18 protein-coding genes and 1 pseudogene are annotated in these 18,850 nt (G+C 34.5%); 9 read left to right on the top strand and 10 right to left on the bottom strand.

Going from position 1 to position 18,850, the window contains the following annotated elements:
* The first annotated feature begins 17 nt into the window (after positions 1-17).
* The 6 genes from AC1RRQ_RS14695 to AC1RRQ_RS14670 all read left to right on the top strand — a co-directional run bounded on the left by AC1RRQ_RS14695 (position 18) and on the right by AC1RRQ_RS14670 (position 6,923).
* Positions 18-992, top strand: a complete 975-nt coding sequence (locus AC1RRQ_RS14695) for a PorP/SprF family type IX secretion system membrane protein (protein WP_493023784.1) — start codon at positions 18-20, stop codon at positions 990-992.
* Positions 993-1,207: 215 nt separating this feature from the next.
* Positions 1,208-2,395 (top strand): phosphoglycerate kinase, encoded by a 1,188-nt coding sequence (locus AC1RRQ_RS14690; protein WP_493023783.1) that lies wholly within the window; start codon positions 1,208-1,210, stop codon positions 2,393-2,395.
* 110 nt (positions 2,396-2,505) lie between these two features.
* Positions 2,506-4,338, top strand: coding sequence for a LysM peptidoglycan-binding domain-containing protein (locus AC1RRQ_RS14685; RefSeq protein ID WP_493023782.1), 1,833 nt, complete (start codon positions 2,506-2,508; stop codon positions 4,336-4,338).
* 46 nt (positions 4,339-4,384) lie between these two features.
* The gene (locus AC1RRQ_RS14680) at positions 4,385-5,353 is read left to right on the top strand and encodes a DUF4837 family protein (RefSeq protein ID WP_493023781.1); all 969 of its coding nucleotides are present in this window, start codon (positions 4,385-4,387) and stop codon (positions 5,351-5,353) included.
* 282 nt (positions 5,354-5,635) lie between these two features.
* Positions 5,636-6,292: a DUF1579 domain-containing protein gene (locus AC1RRQ_RS14675; protein ID WP_493023780.1), complete on the top strand. Its 657-nt coding sequence runs from the start codon at positions 5,636-5,638 to the stop codon at positions 6,290-6,292.
* A gap of 184 nt (positions 6,293-6,476) precedes the next feature.
* Positions 6,477-6,923 (top strand): GNAT family N-acetyltransferase, encoded by a 447-nt coding sequence (locus tag AC1RRQ_RS14670; protein ID WP_493023779.1) that lies wholly within the window; start codon positions 6,477-6,479, stop codon positions 6,921-6,923.
* A 224-nt stretch (positions 6,924-7,147) separates the two neighbouring features.
* On the opposite strand, the gene AC1RRQ_RS14665 is transcribed toward AC1RRQ_RS14670, so the two are convergent.
* The 3 genes from AC1RRQ_RS14665 to rnpA all read right to left on the bottom strand — a co-directional run bounded on the left by AC1RRQ_RS14665 (position 7,148) and on the right by rnpA (position 10,105).
* On the bottom strand, positions 7,148-7,951 hold the full coding sequence (locus AC1RRQ_RS14665; protein WP_493023778.1) for an OmpA family protein: 804 nt from the start codon (positions 7,949-7,951) through the stop codon (positions 7,148-7,150).
* A 3-nt stretch (positions 7,952-7,954) separates the two neighbouring features.
* Complete coding sequence (locus AC1RRQ_RS14660) at positions 7,955-9,592, bottom strand: S41 family peptidase (protein WP_493023777.1); 1,638 nt, start codon at positions 9,590-9,592, stop codon at positions 7,955-7,957.
* A 114-nt stretch (positions 9,593-9,706) separates the two neighbouring features.
* Complete coding sequence (rnpA, locus tag AC1RRQ_RS14655) at positions 9,707-10,105, bottom strand: ribonuclease P protein component (protein ID WP_493023776.1); 399 nt, start codon at positions 10,103-10,105, stop codon at positions 9,707-9,709.
* 126 nt (positions 10,106-10,231) lie between these two features.
* On the opposite strand from rnpA, the gene AC1RRQ_RS14650 reads away from it, so the two are divergent.
* The 3 genes from AC1RRQ_RS14650 to AC1RRQ_RS14640 all read left to right on the top strand — a co-directional run bounded on the left by AC1RRQ_RS14650 (position 10,232) and on the right by AC1RRQ_RS14640 (position 12,878).
* Complete coding sequence (locus tag AC1RRQ_RS14650; RefSeq protein WP_493023775.1) at positions 10,232-10,978, top strand: lysophospholipid acyltransferase family protein; 747 nt, start codon at positions 10,232-10,234, stop codon at positions 10,976-10,978.
* A 45-nt stretch (positions 10,979-11,023) separates the two neighbouring features.
* Entirely contained in the window at positions 11,024-12,016 is a 993-nt protein-coding gene (locus AC1RRQ_RS14645) for an acyl-ACP desaturase (RefSeq protein ID WP_493023774.1), read from the top strand.
* Between the two features lie 208 nt (positions 12,017-12,224).
* Positions 12,225-12,878 carry an HD domain-containing protein gene (locus tag AC1RRQ_RS14640; RefSeq protein ID WP_493023773.1) on the top strand — a complete coding sequence of 218 codons (654 nt, stop codon included), beginning with the start codon at positions 12,225-12,227 and terminating at the stop codon, positions 12,876-12,878.
* Positions 12,879-12,944: 66 nt separating this feature from the next.
* On the opposite strand, the gene AC1RRQ_RS14635 is transcribed toward AC1RRQ_RS14640, so the two are convergent.
* The 7 genes and pseudogenes from AC1RRQ_RS14635 to AC1RRQ_RS14605 form a co-directional block, all read right to left on the bottom strand.
* Complete coding sequence (locus AC1RRQ_RS14635; protein ID WP_493023772.1) at positions 12,945-13,877, bottom strand: alpha/beta fold hydrolase; 933 nt, start codon at positions 13,875-13,877, stop codon at positions 12,945-12,947.
* A 459-nt stretch (positions 13,878-14,336) separates the two neighbouring features.
* Positions 14,337-14,459, bottom strand: coding sequence for a FeoB-associated Cys-rich membrane protein (locus AC1RRQ_RS14630; RefSeq protein ID WP_073486019.1), 123 nt, complete (start codon positions 14,457-14,459; stop codon positions 14,337-14,339).
* Between the two features lie 6 nt (positions 14,460-14,465).
* A complete protein-coding gene (gene feoB / locus AC1RRQ_RS14625; protein ID WP_493023771.1) occupies positions 14,466-16,565 on the bottom strand; it encodes a ferrous iron transport protein B in 2,100 nt (699 codons plus the stop codon).
* On the bottom strand, positions 16,565-16,804 hold the full coding sequence (locus AC1RRQ_RS14620) for a FeoA family protein (RefSeq protein ID WP_025572482.1): 240 nt from the start codon (positions 16,802-16,804) through the stop codon (positions 16,565-16,567). Before AC1RRQ_RS14620 ends, feoB begins: the two co-directional genes overlap by 1 nt.
* Positions 16,805-16,908: 104 nt before the next feature.
* Complete coding sequence (locus AC1RRQ_RS14615) at positions 16,909-17,574, bottom strand: SCO family protein (protein WP_493023770.1); 666 nt, start codon at positions 17,572-17,574, stop codon at positions 16,909-16,911.
* Positions 17,575-17,919: 345 nt separating this feature from the next.
* On the bottom strand, positions 17,920-18,351 hold the full coding sequence (locus AC1RRQ_RS14610; protein WP_493024123.1) for a DMT family transporter: 432 nt from the start codon (positions 18,349-18,351) through the stop codon (positions 17,920-17,922).
* Between the two features lie 57 nt (positions 18,352-18,408).
* Positions 18,409-18,783 (bottom strand): annotated as a pseudogene (locus AC1RRQ_RS14605) (DMT family transporter); the annotation flags it as partial.
* Positions 18,784-18,850 lie beyond the last annotated feature (67 nt).

Genomic DNA, 18,850 nt, shown 5'->3' with positions numbered 1-18,850 from the left:
CTAAAAAAATTATTACAATGAAAAAGTTTATTTTATCCTTAGTACTCATGGCTGTAACAACAAGTTACAGCCAAGAGTTAAACCTACCGGTATTTACTCAGTATTTAGCCGATAACCCTTTTGTACTTTCTCCTGCTTTTGCGGGTATTGGAGATAACCTTCGAATAAGAGCAAATGGATTAACGCAGTGGGTCGGAATTAAAGACGCACCGCAAAACCAATCTCTTTATGCCGATTTTAGAATATTAGATCGTTCAGGAGTTGGTATCTCTATGTACAATGATAAAAACGGATACACTAAACAAACTGGTGCCAAAGTCTCTTTTGCACATCACCTTATTCTGGACTATTACGGCCAGCAGTATTTATCATTTGGTCTTTCGTATAACTTTAATACATTTAGAATTGATATTGATGAGTTTAACAACACCATCGAGCATCCAATTCTGGACCCGTCAGTAACAGACAACCGTTATACAACAAATAACAACTTTGATATTAGTGCTTTGTACCGAAACAAGGGCTTTTATATAAGTTTCAATGCCAATAACGTTTTAAAGAAAAACACTAATAAATATCGTGGTGTAGAGCCAGATCTTCTTTCAAACTATCAGGTTTATACTGGTATGGTTTTTAAAGACAGAGAAAACAGTCGTATAGAGTACGAGCCGTCTATTTACTACCAATATTTTGCGAGTGATAAACGTTCCACAACCGATTTTAACTTCAAATACAGAAGATACAATCGTTACGAAGATTATTACTGGATAGGGGTTTCATACCGTTTCTTAAACGACCAGTTCCCTAAACCATTATCAGTTGGGCCAATGGCAGGTTTCATGAAATCTAAATTCTATTTTGGATATTCGTATCAAATCATGTTCAACGATTTAGGAAGTTATAATACCGGAACACACGTTGTAACCATAGGGTTTGATTTCTTACAATCGATCAGTAACTGTCCTTGTACGCAAAGTCCGGTTCACGATTAAAACTATTACATAAAACTTACTGTGGTTTAATTACAGTAAGTTTTATTGTTTTATAGCAGATCGATTTTTTTCTTTATTTCTTAAATTTTTGTTTTTTTTCAGTGTTTACATCGTTTTCGTTGTAATAGCGCATTATTTTTCGTTTTTTTCGAATTTGACACACGATTAAATGTCCTATATTTGTTTTTCTTTCAAAAAAACTAAAAAATTATCAAATGAAAACTTTAAACGATTTCGACTTTAAAAATAAAAAGGCAATTATCCGTGTTGATTTTAATGTGCCGTTGGACGAGAATTTTAATGTAACCGATACAACACGTATTGATGCTGCAAAACCAACTATCGATGCTATTTTAGCACAAGGTGGAAGTGTAATTTTAATGTCGCATTTAGGAAGACCAAAAGGTGCTGAAGAAAAATATTCATTAAAACATATTTTAAAAACAGCTTCTGAAATTTTAGGAGTACAGGTTAAGTTTGCTGAAAACTGTATTGGTGAGCCAGCTCAAACTGCAGCCAAAGACCTAAAACCAGGAGAAGTTTTATTACTTGAAAATTTACGTTTTCATGCCGAAGAAGAAGCTGGAGATGTAGCTTTCGCAAAAGAATTAGCTTCACTTGGAGACATTTATGTGAACGATGCTTTTGGAACAGCACACAGAGCGCACGCTTCAACAACAATTATTGCACAATTTTTTCCAAACGAAAAATGTTTCGGAACATTATTGGCAAAAGAAATAGAAAGCTTAAACAAAGTACTTAAAAATAGCGAAAAACCAGTTACTGCAGTTTTAGGAGGATCTAAGGTATCTTCGAAAATTACAGTTATTGAAAACATTTTAGACAAAGTTGACCACATGATTATTGGCGGTGGAATGACTTTTACATTTGTCAAAGCACAAGGCGGAAAAATTGGTGAATCAATCTGCGAAGATGACAAACTAGATTTAGCACTTGAAATTTTAAGACTGGCAAAAGAGAAAAATGTTCAGGTACATATTCCGGTTGATGTAGTAGCTGCAGATGATTTTTCAAATACAGCAAACACACAAATCGTAGATGTAACTGCAATTCCTGACGGATGGCAAGGTCTAGACGCAGGTCCAAAATCTCTAGAGAACTTCAAAAAAGTGATTCTAGAGTCAAAAACAATTCTTTGGAATGGTCCATTAGGAGTTTTTGAAATGGAAACTTTCTCAAAAGGAACAATCGCTTTAGGTGATTATATCGCTGAAGCAACTAAAAATGGCGCATTTTCTCTTGTTGGAGGAGGTGATTCTGTTGCAGCAGTAAAACAGTTCGGTTTTGAGGACAAAATGAGCTACGTTTCTACTGGTGGCGGGGCAATGCTTGAAATGTTAGAAGGAAGAATTTTACCTGGAATTGCTGCAATTTTAGACTAAAATATCACAATTAACATTTTTTTGCGTATTTTTCATCGATAAACTGTTTAAGTTTGCAAAAATACAAGTCCTGTAATTGGTTGAATTATAGAATTTTAAAAAAATGTTATATGATTGCAAAGAAAATCTCCTTAGTGGTTACCGCTTTATTTTCGATGTCGATGTTTGCGCAGGAAACTGCCGAACTTTCAAAGGAAATAAAGCCCGAAGTAAAGTTGTCCTATCTAGATTCTATTAAAAGCACATTCAAAAAAGATGACATGGCAGCGAAAGTTGACAGTCTTTGGATGAATGAGTTAGTAAGTTTAGACATCTACGATGATTTGACAAAAGACATTCAAACCATTAATAAGGATGTAACGGTAGACGAAGAATTGCCTACAGAACTGTTAAAACAGCGTCTGGCAGCAATGAATGCTAAATCTCCTTTTGAGATAGAATACAATCAAGGATTAGAAAATGTAATAAAGTCATTTCTTAAGAACCGAAAAAAATCGTTCTCTAGATTAATGGCATTATCAGAATACTACTTTCCAATATTCGAGGAAACTTTCGCAAAAGAAAAAATTCCATTGGAAATAAAATATTTAGCCGTTGTAGAATCTGCTTTAAATCCTAAAGCAGTTTCTAGAATGGGCGCTACCGGACTTTGGCAATTTATGTACGGAACCGGAAAACAATACGCTCTAAAAATCGATTCTTATATCGATGAAAGAAGTGACCCTCTTAAAGCGACAATTGCATGTTCAGATTATATGACCAGAATGTTCAACGTTTTTAATGACTGGGAACTTGTTTTGGCATCTTATAACTCAGGGCCAGGAAACGTAACCAAAGCAATTCGTCGTTCTGGCGGTAAAACAGGTTATTGGGATATTCGCAATCATCTTCCAAAAGAAACCCAAGGTTATGTTCCGGCATTTTACGCTACAATGTATCTTTTTGAATACCATAAAGAACACGGAATTAATCCGGAAAGAGCTGTAGTTAAAAACTTTGAAACCGATACTGTTGCAATCAAAAATCAAATGACTTTTAAGCAGCTTGCAGATTTACTGGATATGCCGCAATCGCAGCTTCAGCTTTTAAATCCATCGTATAAACTTAATGTAGTCCCCGCTTATCATGGGGAGCAGAATTTCCTTCGTTTACCAAAAGATAAAATTGCAACCTTTGTTTCAAACGAAGATAAAATTTATGCTTACGCACTTTACGAATCATTAAATAAAACAATTCCAACTCGCTTAGCTGCTAAAATAGGTCCAAAAGCAAAACCAGTTAGAGAAGCAGTTGAATCTTCAAAAGAAATTCAGTTTTATAAAGTTAAAAAAGGAGATAACTTGGGTGCAATTGCAGACAAGTACAATGTAAATATTTCAGATTTAAAAAAATGGAACAATCTTAAGTCAAACGCTATTGCTTTAGGTCGATCTTTAAAAATTAAATCAGATATAGATGCTTCTGCAAAAATTGTAAAAGAGCCTAAATCTATCCAGCCAATTGAGAAAAATACTGAAGAAGCTGTTGCAGTTGTTGAAGAAAATGATAAAGGCACAAAAATGTACGAAGTGTACGTAGTAGCAGCTGGTGATAATTTAGGAAGCATTGCAAAAAAATTCGGTATGAATATTGCGGACTTAAAAGAACTTAATAATTTAACTTCAAATAATATTAGTTTAGGTAAAGCTTTAACTATTTCTAAAATCGTTAAAGACATAGAAGAGCCTGTTTCAACAGCGATCGCATCTAACTCTGTTGATTCTTTCAAGAAAAAAGCATCTTCAGCAAAAAGTATAGGAGAAGATTATTATGTGAAAAAAGGTGATTCTTTATACAGTATTTCTAAAAAATATCCTGGAGTAACAATTTCAGATATTAAAAAATGGAATGGCATTAAAGATGAAGATATTAAACCCGGAATGAAACTTAAAATAAACGGATAATAAAAAATCTTATTTAAATTTGGGTTTTATTTCATAAATTAATAAAATGAATAAAACCCATTTTTTATTTATAATACTTCCGTTTCTACTGATTTCTTGTTTAAAAACAGATAAACAGTCACAGCCTGTTTCCGGAAAAACAAACACCATTTCTATCATTATTGACGATCAATTATGGTACGGCGAAGTAGGCGATACCATTCGAAATAAATTTGCATCACCGGTTTTAGGCTTAACTCAAGAGGAACCTTTATTCACCATTAATCAATATCCGGCAAAACTCCTTGAAGGATTTGTAACCGACAGCCGAAGCATTATTGTAGTTAAAAAAACAGCAAACGAAAAGTTTGAAGTTATTCACAGTAAATCTTTACCACACAACACTTTTCGTATTTACGGAAAATCAATCGAAGATATCATCTGCAGTATCGAATTAAATTCGGCACAAATCATCAAAATGATCCGCGATGCCGAAATTGAAAAAATTCAGGAAGACAACAGCGCTTCGTTGTTAAACCCCGCCGTAATAAAAAACAAATTTCATATCGATATTCAAATCCCAACCGGATATGAATATGTTCTGCATAAAAAAAACTTCATCTGGCTTAAAAAAGATATTATAAGCGGTAATACCAGTTTATTAATATACCAGATTCCACTTCGCACCTTCAAAACCAAAGGAGATGTAGTAAGTAATATTATTAAAATGAGAGATTCTATTGGACGTTACATTAATGGCCGAGAACCCAATACGCCCATGATTACAGGCGAAGCTTATGCGCCTTATTTTTCTCATACTACACTCGATGACAAAGAAGCTTTTGAAACAAAAGGAACATGGGAACTTAAAAATGACTTCATGGCCGGTCCTTTTATAAACTATGCTATCGTGGATCCTGTTTATAATAGAGTTTTAGTTATCGAAGGATTCTGTTATTCTCCCTCAAATCAGGAACGCGACTTAATGCTCGATCTTGAAGCTATTATAAAATCAGTAAAAATTGACAAGCGATAAAGGAGTTTGTTTCAGGTTTTTTAACTGCTGAGGACGTTTAAGAATTACGCAAAGTTTATTAGCCACGACACGAGCGATAGTCAATTGGCGAAGCAATTCACGAATTATTTTTAATCTCATAGATTATCAAACTAATTCGTGAATTCGTGGCTTTTTTAAAGATATAGCTCCGCGAATCTTGCGGTTAAGTCTCTCACTGCATAAACTTGAAATCTCAAACCTGAAACAATTTTAATTAATTTCTTACTTTTGTTTTTGTAACAAACATAAAAACAAATACTTATGAAAAATTTAACCGCAACACTAGTAATAATAGCACTCTGTTTTGCCTCTTGTAAAAAAGACGTAAAAATGGAAAACGAAACGACAAATGTTTCTGACAGTTCAAAATTGGATGGTGTTAAAACCGAAACACCCGTTGCAGAAACACCAGTAGATTCTGCAGCACAAGCCAAAGCCTGGCAGGCTTATGCAACTCCCGGAGCACCTCACAAATTAATGAACGATGAAGTTGGTACATGGAACTGCGAAATGACTTTTTGGTACGATAAAGACAGCAAACCCGAAAAAGCATCTTCTGTAGCAACTGTAAAAATGATTTTGGGCGGACGTTATCAGGAAGCCAATTATGTTGGAAAAATTATGGGAGCACCATTTGAAGGAAAAAGCACGCTTGCTTATAACAACGCCAGTAAAGAATACACGACAACTTTTATAGACAACATGGGAACCGGAATGATGATTGCAACCGGTAAGTACGATGAAAAAACAAAAAGCATGGAATTAAAAGGCGATGTAGTAAATCCTATGAACGGAATTAAATCCCCGTATAGAGAAATTTATACTATCGTAGACGCGACAACCCGTAAAATGGAAATGTTCGACACAAAAAATGGAGAAGAATATAAAAGCATGGAAATCATCATGAAGAAAAAATAATAACACATTCCTTCAAAATTTCCAAAATCCCGATTGCGTTTCGTAATCGGGATTTTGATTTAGTAATATTACTGTAATTTTGTTTTGTTTGTAAAAAGATATAAATCATCTTTCGAAACAATAAACCAAAAACAACAAACAAAAAACAACAAACAAAAAACAAAAAACAACAAACAGAATCTAAATGGAGCTGAAATGGAAAATAAAGCCTTTTGAGGCATTAAATGTAAATGAGCTATATGATTTGCTCAGACTTAGAAGTGAAATCTTTGTAGTAGAGCAAAACTGCGTCTATTTGGATCTTGACGGTAAAGACAAGAAAGCACTTCACTTAATTGGCGAATACGAGGGCAAAATTGTGGCCTATTCGCGTTTATTTGATGCCGGGATTAGTTTTGATAATGCTTCAATAGGAAGAGTGATTGTTGATGCTGATTTCAGAGATAGAAAATGGGGACATGATTTAATGCGTGAAGCTATTGCGGGAATAAAATCTAATTTTGATAAAGACAAAATTACAATTGCAGCACAATTGTATTTAAAGAAATTTTACGAAAGCCACGGTTTTTTACAATCCAGCGAAATGTATCTGGAAGATGATATTGAACATATTGATATGATACGAGGTTAACGGAATTAAACTATAATTTTTAAACCCGACAAGTTTTTAAAACCTGTCTGGTTTATTTATATATTTTATTCCGCAAATATTTTAAAAGCAACATTGTTGCGTTATTTGTTTTGTGTTTTAACTGATAATTATAATGATCTTTAAAAGAATCGATTAGTAGTATCGCTTAGAGTAAAACTTTAAATGAAAATCTGAAAATTAAATGTTTTTATCACAAGAACAAACTAAATTTTTGTAATCAAAAATTCCACCCGGCGGTCATAATTATCGCCTTTTTTGAGAGGAAATCTATTACCGCAGCCCTGATAAGTCATTCTGTTTTTAGAAATCTTTTTGGTGCTCAAATAATAAAAAACACTTTTGGCGCGGTTCCAGGAAAGCCTTCTTTCTTTGGTATCCTTGTCGATTCCGTCAGTATAAATTTCCGGAGTACAGCATACGTGTCCTCTAATTTCAAACTGAAGATTTTTTTGTTTTAGAAGTGTTGTGGCAATATTGTCTAATACTTTTTTAGAGTTCTGGGTTAATCTCGAACTTCCAAGGTCAAATAAAATGCTTTCTAAATAAATTTTATCGCCCACTTTTAGTTTGTCCTTGAACGAAGTATAAACGCCTTTACCGAAACTATTGCGCTTAACGACAATCAAATCAACCCGCCGATTTCGCAAACGGGTTTCGTAAAGATTCTCAACCGTGTCAGGCTTAACCACTACACGTCCTTTTCCTTCCAGAATAACAATTTTACTTTCCTTAAATCCGGAAGAAAGCAATAAGTTTTGTATCGTATTAACCCGATCATGAGACAATCGGAAATTATAATCATCGGTGCCGCGGTCATCGCAGTACCCGTAAATTTGTATCGATTCGACTTTAGCGGTGTCTATAGATTTTATAAAATTAGTTACAACTTTTACCTGCGGTTCAGTAAGATCATATTTATCGAAATCAAAATAGACTGTTTCGATTGGTTTTTGCTGCGCCGATAAATTGTAAATAATAAACAAAAAAAGGACCCGATAAGCTTTCATTTTCTACATTTTTAAAATCGTTTTATATTCAGTCTGATTATTTAATACGCCCACTGCTCTCTTAATTTCTGAATTGTTCTTAATATAAAATTGATACAAACCTTCCTGGTATTGGTATCTCTTAATAAGCTCTTCCTGAATCAAACCTCTAATTTCTTTTTGGTTTTTATCTAATAATGTGGTTTCGCTTTTCTCTAATGCGGCTAATAATTGTTGATATTCCGGAGCAATTGTTTCGTCTATTTTTTCATTTTTGGCTGCAGCTAAAGTGTTTTTCAAGGCAACTTCTGTTTCAGTATCAAAACTAATTTTGTTTGCTTTCAGGTATTGTTTGAAGCTTACATAATCAGCATCAGAAACTACAGGGATTTTATCGCCTAAATTTGGATTTTTATAATAGTAAGTAGTTGCGTAATCAAAGATTCCGTCATTTTTTAAAAGAGCGGTCGTAATAGGGCTCATTTTGGCATCTTCTAATTCAATATCAGGTAAAACACCGCCGCCATCATAAACCGTTCTTCCTTTTCGGGTTTTAAAAGCATTGAAATTTTTAGAATCTGTTTTTTGAGCAACGCCGTTTTTATCTTTATGCGCATAATCAAGTGCCTGAATACAGCGCCCGGATGGCGTATAGTAACGAGAAATCGTAACTTTTAGCTGTGTTCCATAAGTCAAATCAACAGAACGCTGTACCAAACCTTTTCCAAAACTGCGGCTTCCTAAAATAACGGCACGATCTAAATCCTGTAAAGCCCCCGAAACAATTTCAGATGCCGATGCGCTTCTTCCATTCACCAAAATAGCCAGCGGAATCTGAGTGTCAATTGGTTCTTTGGTCGTTTTATACGTATTGTTGTGTTTTTCAATTCTTGATTTAGTGGTAACAATAACTTCGTTTTTCGGAACAAATAAATTACAGATATCTATTGCTTCATTCAATAATCCGCCTGGGTTTCCTCTTAAATCCAATACAATCTGCGTTGCACCGTCGGCCTTTAACTTTTCTAAAGCTTCTTTAACTTCAGCGGAAGCTTTTCGGCTAAAATGCGCCAGAACGATATAACCGGTTTTCTCATCAATTTTTCCATAAAACGGAACCGATTTAATATCGACTTCATCCAAAACCAGTTCAGTTGTAAAGGTTTTTCCCTGACGAAGGTATTTTATGGCAATTTTGGTGTTTTTGGTTCCCTTTAATAATTGCGATGCATCATCTTTAAAATCAGCAATTAAAACATCGCCAATTTGAATAATTTCGTCACCTGCTTTTAATCCGGCTTTGTCTGCAGGATAATTTTTATAAGGTTCGCGAACAATCAAACGGTCTTTTTTGCGCGCGATCATTGCACCAATTCCGGTATATTCTCCCGTATTGTTGATTTTAAAATTAACAACATCCTGTTCGTTAAAGTAAACCGTGTACGGATCTAAACTTGCCAACATGCTTTTAATGGCTTTGTCCATTAAATCACCCGGATTTGTTTCGTCTACATAATTGGTGTTTACTGCTTTAAATAATGTTGTAAAGATTTCGATTTGTTTGGCGATTTCAAAAAAGTCCTCTTTGAAACTGGTTCCAATAAATAAAAATCCTGCTGCAACAGCTGGTATGATGAATTTCTTCTTGAAATAAGGATACATGACTACGATTTTTTCTTTTAATTCTTTCTAATAAAATAGGCTAATACACAAAAGCTAAAACTACGATTTTTTTATCTAATCTGATTAATAATCTTACCTTTTGAGATTTAGGTCTTAATTTTCTTTCTCAGAATCTTGGGATTTGTTGATTTGCTGCAAAAATTTCTCAAACAACTGAATCGTTTTGGTATTGATTTCTTCGTATGATAATCTGTCTTTTGTTTGGTAAAAAAGCATAAAAGAATACGGCTGGTCGAGAGAATCTAAAAGTAAATGCTTGTTTAGTCGGTACGTTTCTCTTAAAACCCTTTTGAAATAATTTCTGTCAACTGCTTTTTTAAAATATTTCTTAGAGACCGAAACGCCAACTTTAGTATTGCCCTGATATGCAGCTTCCGCTTGACGGTAAACCAAACGAAGCGGATATTTTGAAACCGATTTTCCTTCAGAAAACAGTAATCCAATCGTTGTTTTGCTCTTTAAGCGTTCATTTTTAGGGTATGTGAAGTTCATTTAATTCAGAAAAAATTTGCAATTTCTTTGACAAAGGTACAATTAAACCATAAAAACAGTTATTGTTTTCAATTTTTATACCGCTAAAAATATATTTACTACTTTTGACCTCAAATTTTTTCAAGCATGCAAAAGATAATTTCATATCCAATCTCCGTAATTTATTATTTATGTTTTGGTTTGTGTTTGGCGGTTTTCCACCCAATACAATGGATCTGCCTTAATCTTTTTGGTTATCAGGCTCACAAAGTAAGTGTTGATTATTTAAATTTTTTCCTTTTAAGATGTACAAATCTGGTAGGAACAACGTATAAAATAGAAGGAAGGGAAACGATTCCAACAGGAGTTCCCATTATTTTTGTCTCTAATCACCAAAGTATGTACGATATCGTGGCAATGATTTGGTATTTTAGACGTTTTCATTGTAAATTTGTAAGTAAGAAAGAGTTAGGAAGCGGAATCCCAAGCGTATCTTTTAATTTACGCCACGGAGGATCTGTTTTAATTGACCGTAAAGACCCTAAACAAGCGATTCCAGTAATCAAAGGCTTGTCTGAATATATAGAAAAAAACACTAGATCTGCTGTAATTTTCCCGGAAGGAACCCGTAGTAAAACAGGAGTTCCTAAAGAATTTGCCCAAAGTGGTTTAAAAATTCTATGCAAATATGCACCATCTGCATATGTTGTTCCGGTAAGCATTAACAATTCATGGAAAATGGTTCGTTACGGAATGTTTCCTGTTGGTTTAGGAAACCGTCTGACTTTTACTGCACACAAAGCAATGGCAGTAAAAGATTATAATTTTGCCGAGTTAATGGCATTAACAGAAAAAGCGGTTGTAGAAGGAGTAAACGAGTATAAACAGGTTTAAGTTTTAGTCCGAGCTAAAATGTAAAACCCAAATTTAAAATAAGTAATGTCTATAAAAAACATTAGATTAGAAGTGATGCAGTTTTTGGAAAAAAACGTTGACAGCTTCGTTGAACAGTATTTAATTCCGGTGGAAAAAATTTGGCAGCCGTCAGATTTCCTGCCTAATTCTGAAGGAGAAAACTTCTTTGAGGAGGTAAAGGAACTGCGCGAAATTGCGAAAGAATTACCATACGATTTCTGGGTAACGCTTGTAGGTGACACCATTACCGAAGAAGCGCTTCCAACATACGAGTCCTGGTTAATGGATGTAGAAGGAGTAGATCAGGTGGAGAATGGCGGTAATGGATGGTCTAAATGGATCAGACAATGGACCGGGGAAGAAAATCGCCACGGAGATCTTTTAAATAAATACTTGTATTTGTCTGGTCGTGTTAACATGCGTGAAATCGAAATGACAACGCAGCATTTAATCAACGACGGTTTTGATATTGGAACTGGAACTGACCCATACAAAAACTTTGTATATACTAGTTTTCAGGAATTAGCAACTTATGTGTCTCACAACAGAGTAGCACAGATCGCAAAGAAATTTGGTGATAACAAGTTGTCTAAAATGTGTAAAATGATTGCTGGAGACGAAATGCGTCATCATCATGCTTACAGCGAGTTTGTAACCAGAATTTTTCAGGTTGATCCTAGCGAAATGATGTTAGCTTTTCAGTACATGATGAAACAAAAAATCGTTATGCCGGCACATTTCTTAAGAGAATCAGGGCAAAAAATCAGCACTGCTTTCGAACAGTTTTCTGATTCTGCACAACGTATAGGAGTTTACACAGCAAATGACTATGTTGATATTTTACAGAAATTAATCACCAAATGGGAAATTGATAAAATCACGAACTTAACAGATGAAGCTGAAAAAGCACGTGATTACTTAATGAAACTTCCGGCACGTATGGCTAGAATTTCTGAAAGATTAGTTATTCCAGCTGAAGGTCATATCTTTAAATGGGTTGAGCCAGCACGATTGTAGATTTTAGATCTTAGAATGTAGATTTTAGATTGATATTGTAATTGCAATTGATTTTTGATATTGACCATTTAAAACATACTGTTGATTGTTGAAGTTTCAAAGCTTTAACAATCAACATTTTTTATTTAAAATATAAGAAACTCCAGTGAAATCCGTTTAATCTGCGTTATCTGTGAGCTATTTTTATCACAAACCGACTTATACACTTATGAATAATTCTGAACTTATCATTAAAACAATCGCTTTTGTAAAAGAGAAATTAAATGATGCCGAGGGCGGACACGATTGGTTTCATATCGAGCGTGTGTATAAAAACGCACTTTTAATTGCAAAAAATACAGATTGCGATCTTACCATTGTACAATTAGGAGCTTTGCTTCATGATATTGCCGATAGTAAATTTCATAACGGAGATGAAACGATTGGTCCAAGAACAGCACGTTTGTTTTTAGAGTCAGAAAATGTTTCAGAAGACATCATAGAGCATGTAGTTAAAATCATTGAAAATATCTCATATAAAGGCGGAAATTTCGAAAAGAAGTTTACATCGGTCGAATTAGATATCGTTCAGGATGCAGATCGTTTAGACGCAATTGGGGCAATTGGAATTGCAAGAGCTTTTAATTATGGCGGATTTAAAAATAGAGCCCTGCACAATCCCGAAATTGCACCTATTACAAATATGACGAAAGAGGAGTATAAGAAAAATAACGCTCCTACAATCAATCATTTTTATGAAAAGCTTTTGCTTTTAAAAGATAAAATGAATACCGAAAAAGGAAAACAAATCGCCGCCGAAAGACATCAGTTTATGGAGCTGTTCCTGGCTCAGTTTTATGCTGAATGGGAAGGGGTTAAGTAAAGTATTCAGTGTTCAGTCTCAGTATTCAGTATTCAGTCGCAGTTTTTAGTGTTCAGTGTTTTTTGATTATCTTGAAGTTGTTTTTTCAACAAAAGCTTGTACGGTATTTTTAAACTCTTTGTTTTTTTCGTAATACAGGATATGACCTCCTTTGATAATTTTAATTTCCGGCTCTGGAAACTGAAACAAACGATAATGATCCGGGCCAACGCTGTTATCGTTTGATCCTGTAATGACTAAAACAGGAACTTTGACAGCAGGTGTATCTTTGGTAAAATCACTTAGGTAAACTGGAGTCGTAAATGCCTGTTGTGCAAACGAAGAGTTTCTTTTAAAGCTGTTATCGATATGATCCAGTTTTTCAATATTGGCTTTTTTGTCGGATAATATTTTATAGTCAAGATCTTTCTTTTTGATTAGTTTCTTGGCTTCTATAAAGGTGCTGAACAGGGATTCGTTATCTTTTGGGGTTATTTTTTCTCCAATGGTTTGACCAATAAAAGCAATTTGATAACGAAGGGAATCATTAATATCCAATGTCGAATTAAGAAGAATTAATCCTTTTACATGATCAGGAAATTTCTCGGCATATTTAGTGGCTAAGATTCCTCCAAAAGAATGCCCCATTACAAAAACTTTGGGAACATTTAGATAAATGCGGATATCTTCAATATCCTGTATCATTCTGTCTATGCTGTAATCGTTGTTTGGCGATGATGCAGAACGGCCGCATCCTCTTTGGTCATAATAACACATCGTTAGTTTGTCTTCAAGCACATTACCGCCCAATGTCTCAAATGATTTGCTCCATGCGCCCGGACCGCCATGCACAAAAATACAGACTTCTCCTTTTCCGGAAACCTTTAAAAATAAAGGAACTCCATCTGAAGTTACAATCGTACTGTCGTTTACTTTTTTAATATCAGTTTTGTTTTGGCAGAATACAATTTGCCCTAAACACAAGAATAAAAGGAAAAGAAAAGGAATTTTCTGTGTCATTTTAGAAGTTGTTTTCAATGTTTTACAATTTTTACTAGATTTTGATTAGTCTTTGTAAAATTAGAATTAAAAACAACAAATTAAAAGCAGAAGTATAGCCTAACTTGTCCTTTATGGCAGCAAAATGGGATGCTATTTTCGCAGTACAAAATAGTTAATAATAAGAGCAAATACGAATCCTAACGTAAACCACAACAACCTTGCAACTCTATTGTCTCTTATAATTTCATCTTTATCTTCTTCTGACATTTCTTTTGGATTTAAATTTTCCAAATTTAAGAATTGAAGAATTGATAACGAGGAAATAAAAGTCTTTTAAATAGCACGATAAGACATTTTTTCTTTATCATAAACTCATTAAAAAAAGAAAAGCTTCATAAAAGATTTTAATCCTTTATGAAGCTTTTCTTTAAATTAATAATCTTAGCTGCTTAGTATCTCAGAAACTCAGCAGCTACACTATGAACAGCCGCAATTGCCGTCGCCGCAGTCTTTTTTCTTTTTTGATTTCCAGAAAAACTTTCTAATCAAAAAACCAACGGCTATAAATAATATGACAAAAGCTATAATTTCTTGTATCATGACTTTTTATTTTAAAAATTGATAAGCAATAAGTGCCGAAACATAAGCCAGACCACTCATAAAGAAAAGCTGCATAACAGGCCATTTCCATGAATTGGTTTCTTTTTTAGTAATCGCTAATGTACTGGCGCACTGCATTGCAAAGGCGTAGAATAATAATAAAGATATTCCTGAAGCAAAGTTAAAGATCTTTTCTCCCGTTTCAGGATTTACTTCTTTTTGCATTTTGCTCTTAATGGTAGATTCGTTGTCGCTGTCTCCAACGCTGTAGATAGTTGCTAATGTTCCCACTAAAACCTCACGCGCAGCAAATGAACTGATAATTGCGATTCCTATTTTCCAGTCGTAACCCAAAGGAGAAATAACCGGTTCGATCGCTTTACCCATAATCCCAATGTAAGAGTTCTCTATTTTTTGAGAAGCTACTTCGTTTTCAAATTGGGTTTCATCTAATGGCGTATTTACAAATCTTTCTTTTACGATAGTTTCGGCATCGTTAAATTCTTTTCCGGGCCCAAAAGAGGCCAAAAACCATAAAATAACAGATATGGCCAAGATGATTTTACCGGCACCCAAAACAAAAGCTTTGGTTTTTTCGACAACGTTAATTCCAACATTCTTTAAAAGAGGCAGTTTGTAACTTGGCATTTCGACTACGAAATACGATTTTGAATTTAGTTTTAAAATCTTATTTAAAATATAAGCCGAGATTATAGCCGCAACAAATCCTAGTAAATACAAAAGCATCAACGTTAATCCCTGCAGATTTAAAAATCCAAGAACACGTTTATTCGGGATAACTAATGAAATCATAATAGCATAAACCGGAAGCCTTGCAGAACAAGTTGTAAACGGCGTAACCAAAATGGTAATCAAACGTTCTTTCCAGTTTTCTATATTTCTCGTGGCCATAATCGCCGGAATAGCACAAGCAGTTCCTGAAATTAAAGGGACAACACTTTTGCCCGAAAGCCCAAATTTTCGCATTACTTTATCCATTAAGAAAACCACACGGCTCATATAACCGCTTTCTTCTAAAATAGAAATAAACAAAAACAAAAACGCAATTTGTGGAATAAAGATAATAACACCGCCAATTCCCGGAATAATTCCCTGCGAAAGTAAATCGGTTAAGATACCGCTTGGTAATTCATCGGCAACCCAGCTGCTTAATGAAGCAAAAGTGCCGTCGATAAAATCCATTGGAATAGTCGACCAGCTGAAAATAGATTGGAAAATAACGAATAAAATTCCGAGGAAAATAGCGTAGCCCCAAAACTTGTGCGTTAAAACGCGATCTAGTTTAGCTCTGAAATCAGTTGCTGCTTCAGCATCGATTTTTAAACCTTCTTTTAAAACATCATTTATAAACTGATATCTTTTGATGGTTTCTTTTTGTTGTAAACGCTTTAACTCTGAATGTGATTTGGTAAAAGTGCTTCGGATTTCATTTCGGTCTAAATTAGAGAAATTAACATCCTGCGTAATTACAAGCCACAATTTATACATTAATTGATTTGGAAAAGCATGTTTTAACTTATCAAAATATTCAGGATCAATTACAGAAGCATTTAAACAAGGTTCATGCGGAATCGTTTTATAGGAAACGATCAGCTCTTTTAATTCTTCAATTCCTAAACCTTTGCGTGAACTTACTAAAGCAATTTTGGTTTTTAGATTTTCTTCTAAATACGGAATATCCAAAGTAATTCCTTTGCTTTTCATACGATCTGACATATTGATAACCAGAATTGTTGGAATTTCAAGGTCTTTTATCTGCGTATAAATCAGTAAATTTCTTTTTAGATTTTCAACATCAGTTACTACAACGGCAACATCCGGATATAATTTGTCATTTTTGTTCAGTAAAAGTTCAATTACCACACTTTCGTCCATTGAACTGGCGTTCAGACTATACGTTCCCGGTAAATCCAGAATGTTTGCTTTTATGTTTTGCGGTAATTTGCAAAAACCAATTTTTTTCTCAACCGTAATTCCGGGATAATTCCCAACTTGTTGATTTAAACCTGTTAACTGATTAAAAACAGAAGTCTTTCCTGTATTTGGATTCCCAATAAGGGCAACATTGATATTCTGTATGCTCATTATAAATTGTTTTTGATAAGTTCAACTTCAATTTCACGAGCAGTTTCAACACGAATAGCAACATGCGAACCGTTAATGTCTAGATATAGAGGATCTCCAAAAGGAGCAATTTGAAGTAGTTCGACTAAGCTGCCCGGCAAACAACCCATCTCTAATAGTTTTAAAGGAATCAAATCGATATCAAAATCTTTGATAATGGCTTTTTCGCCTTTTTTCAGGGTATGAATTGTATTCTGCAAAGCTTATTTAGATTGAATTTAGATTGCAAAAATAGGCATTAATTATTTATTTCAAGGCAATAATCGGACTTGAAAATGCTAAAACTTTCTAAAAATAAGGGCTTTTACTCTTTTGACAAGAAATCGATGTCTTCTAAAAGACGATTAATTTCTTCTTTTTTGGTTCCGTCATAAAAACCGCGAACACGTCTTTTTTGGTCTACCAAAACAAAATTCTCGGTATGAACCATATCATACAACTGATCCGGGCGGCCTAATTTTACAGCCAGATATGATTTTCTGGCCATCGTGTAAATTTCTTTTTTATCTCCGGTAACCAAATTCCATTTGCTGTCTACAACTCCATATTTTACTGCATAAGCTTTTAAAACCGAAACACTGTCGACTTCCGGGAAAACCGTATGAGAAAGCAGCATTACTTTTGGGTTGTTTAAAACTGCTTTTTGAACATCGGCCAGATTGGTTGACATTTTTGGGCAGATAGAACCACAGGTTGTAAAGAAGAAATCGGCAACATAAATCTTGCCTTCGTAATCTTTTTGAGTAATCGTATCTCCGTTCTGATTTACAAATGAAAAATCAGCAATGGTGTGGTATTTACTTTTGTATTGAACCGTACTGTCTACCAACTCCGGATTTACATCGGCAGGATTATAAATTGGAAGTGTTTTTTGAGGCTTTAATGCCGAATAAAATAAAGATATAGTGACTACAGAAAATACAATTAAGACAATGAAGAATTTGCGGTATTTATAAAGAAACGATTTCATAAAAATAATTTGGCGCAAAAATACGAAAAGAGCATTTCAAAAGCCGCAGTTATAACACTTTTTAACAGAGAAGCTGCAATGTAAAAGAGCTTTTCTACAACAGGATTGTGAAATGGCACGCGGATGATACGGATTCGCTTTGCGAAAATTACGGAATGACACAGATTTTATAGATTATGTATGTACGTTGTGAGTCTTCTCCCGAAGCCTCGGGATCGCTCAGACTGACAATAAAACTTAAAAAACTTTGCGCCTCTGCGTCTTTGCGAGATTAAAAATCCGCGTAAATCTGCGTTTTCGCAAAGCGAATCCTTATCATCCGTGGGCTATGTTCTTACTAGGATCTTAATTCTTAGGTTTTCGGATCGATTTGTTTACCATATACAAGCCAGTTAAAGTCACGGCAGAACCAATTGCAATTGCCTGCGTAAGGACTTCACCAAAAATGAAGGAACCTAAAATCATGGCAACAATTGGGTTTATGTAAACATAAATACTGCTGATTTCTGTTGGAAGATGCTGCAACGTATATATAAAAGCTATAAAAGTTAACACAGAACCCACAATTACCAAATAAATAATCGACCACCAGGATTGTGAAGGAATTTCGCTCAGCGGAATATTAACTCCCGCAGCTTCTGTAATTCCGAAAAGAAATATGCTGGAAATCAACATCTGTAATCCCAAACTAAAATACGGATTGAAACTTGCTGCTTTTTTCTTGGTTTCTAAAATTCCGAAAGCCCACGTAATAGTCGAAGCCGTCATTAAAACAATCCCGAATTGAAAATCAGGTCGTAAAAAATCACCGATATAATCAATAAAAATAACGCAGATTCCGCCAAAACTAATCAGAATTCCAAACAAAGCCATTTTAGCAATTCGCTCGCCATTAAAAAAATTGATGATAATAATCCATATAGGAAAAAGCGCACTGATGATGGCGCCCAATCCGCTTGTAATATATTTTACTCCCCAAGTACTTAGACCATTACTTAGCGCAAAATTCAAAATACTCAAAACTTAAATCGTTCTCCATTGTTTTCCTTTTGGCCACGGCTGCTTTTTCAGCATAAAATAAACAACATAAATAAGCCCGCCCACAAACTGTCGGATAGTAGCCAATTGCAAAGCCGGCATGTGTTTTACACCTTCTTTTGAAGCCAGCCAAGTTGTTCCCCAAAAAAAACTTACCCAGCATAAAGCCATAATTGGCAGACCAATGGTATCTATTTTTCCGGAAACGGCATTCTGAATTTTTGCTCTCATTTTAACT

The organism is Flavobacterium sp. GW821-FHT12A05 (assembly GCF_058807735.1).
This window is presented reverse-complemented; position numbering and strand designations above follow the sequence as displayed.

Excerpts from the sequence above, each read along its gene's own strand:
- AC1RRQ_RS14695 (WP_493023784.1), top strand. The coding sequence starts at position 18 with ATGAAAAAGTTTATTTTATCCTTAGTACTCATGGCTGTAACAACAAGT.
- AC1RRQ_RS14635 (WP_493023772.1), bottom strand. The coding sequence starts at position 13,877 with ATGACACAGAAAATTCCTTTTCTTTTCCTTTTATTCTTGTGTTTAGGG.
- AC1RRQ_RS14670 (WP_493023779.1), top strand. The coding sequence starts at position 6,477 with ATGGAGCTGAAATGGAAAATAAAGCCTTTTGAGGCATTAAATGTAAAT.
- AC1RRQ_RS14640 (WP_493023773.1), top strand. The coding sequence starts at position 12,225 with ATGAATAATTCTGAACTTATCATTAAAACAATCGCTTTTGTAAAAGAG.
- feoB (WP_493023771.1), bottom strand. The coding sequence starts at position 16,565 with ATGAGCATACAGAATATCAATGTTGCCCTTATTGGGAATCCAAATACA.
- rnpA (WP_493023776.1), bottom strand. The coding sequence starts at position 10,105 with ATGAACTTCACATACCCTAAAAATGAACGCTTAAAGAGCAAAACAACG.
- AC1RRQ_RS14690 (WP_493023783.1), top strand. The coding sequence starts at position 1,208 with ATGAAAACTTTAAACGATTTCGACTTTAAAAATAAAAAGGCAATTATC.
- AC1RRQ_RS14675 (WP_493023780.1), top strand. The coding sequence starts at position 5,636 with ATGAAAAATTTAACCGCAACACTAGTAATAATAGCACTCTGTTTTGCC.
- AC1RRQ_RS14645 (WP_493023774.1), top strand. The coding sequence starts at position 11,024 with ATGTCTATAAAAAACATTAGATTAGAAGTGATGCAGTTTTTGGAAAAA.
- AC1RRQ_RS14650 (WP_493023775.1), top strand. The coding sequence starts at position 10,232 with ATGCAAAAGATAATTTCATATCCAATCTCCGTAATTTATTATTTATGT.
- AC1RRQ_RS14680 (WP_493023781.1), top strand. The coding sequence starts at position 4,385 with ATGAATAAAACCCATTTTTTATTTATAATACTTCCGTTTCTACTGATT.
- AC1RRQ_RS14665 (WP_493023778.1), bottom strand. The coding sequence starts at position 7,951 with ATGAAAGCTTATCGGGTCCTTTTTTTGTTTATTATTTACAATTTATCG.
- AC1RRQ_RS14685 (WP_493023782.1), top strand. The coding sequence starts at position 2,506 with ATGATTGCAAAGAAAATCTCCTTAGTGGTTACCGCTTTATTTTCGATG.
- AC1RRQ_RS14630 (WP_073486019.1), bottom strand. The coding sequence starts at position 14,459 with ATGATACAAGAAATTATAGCTTTTGTCATATTATTTATAGCCGTTGGT.
- AC1RRQ_RS14615 (WP_493023770.1), bottom strand. The coding sequence starts at position 17,574 with ATGAAATCGTTTCTTTATAAATACCGCAAATTCTTCATTGTCTTAATT.
- AC1RRQ_RS14660 (WP_493023777.1), bottom strand. The coding sequence starts at position 9,592 with ATGTATCCTTATTTCAAGAAGAAATTCATCATACCAGCTGTTGCAGCA.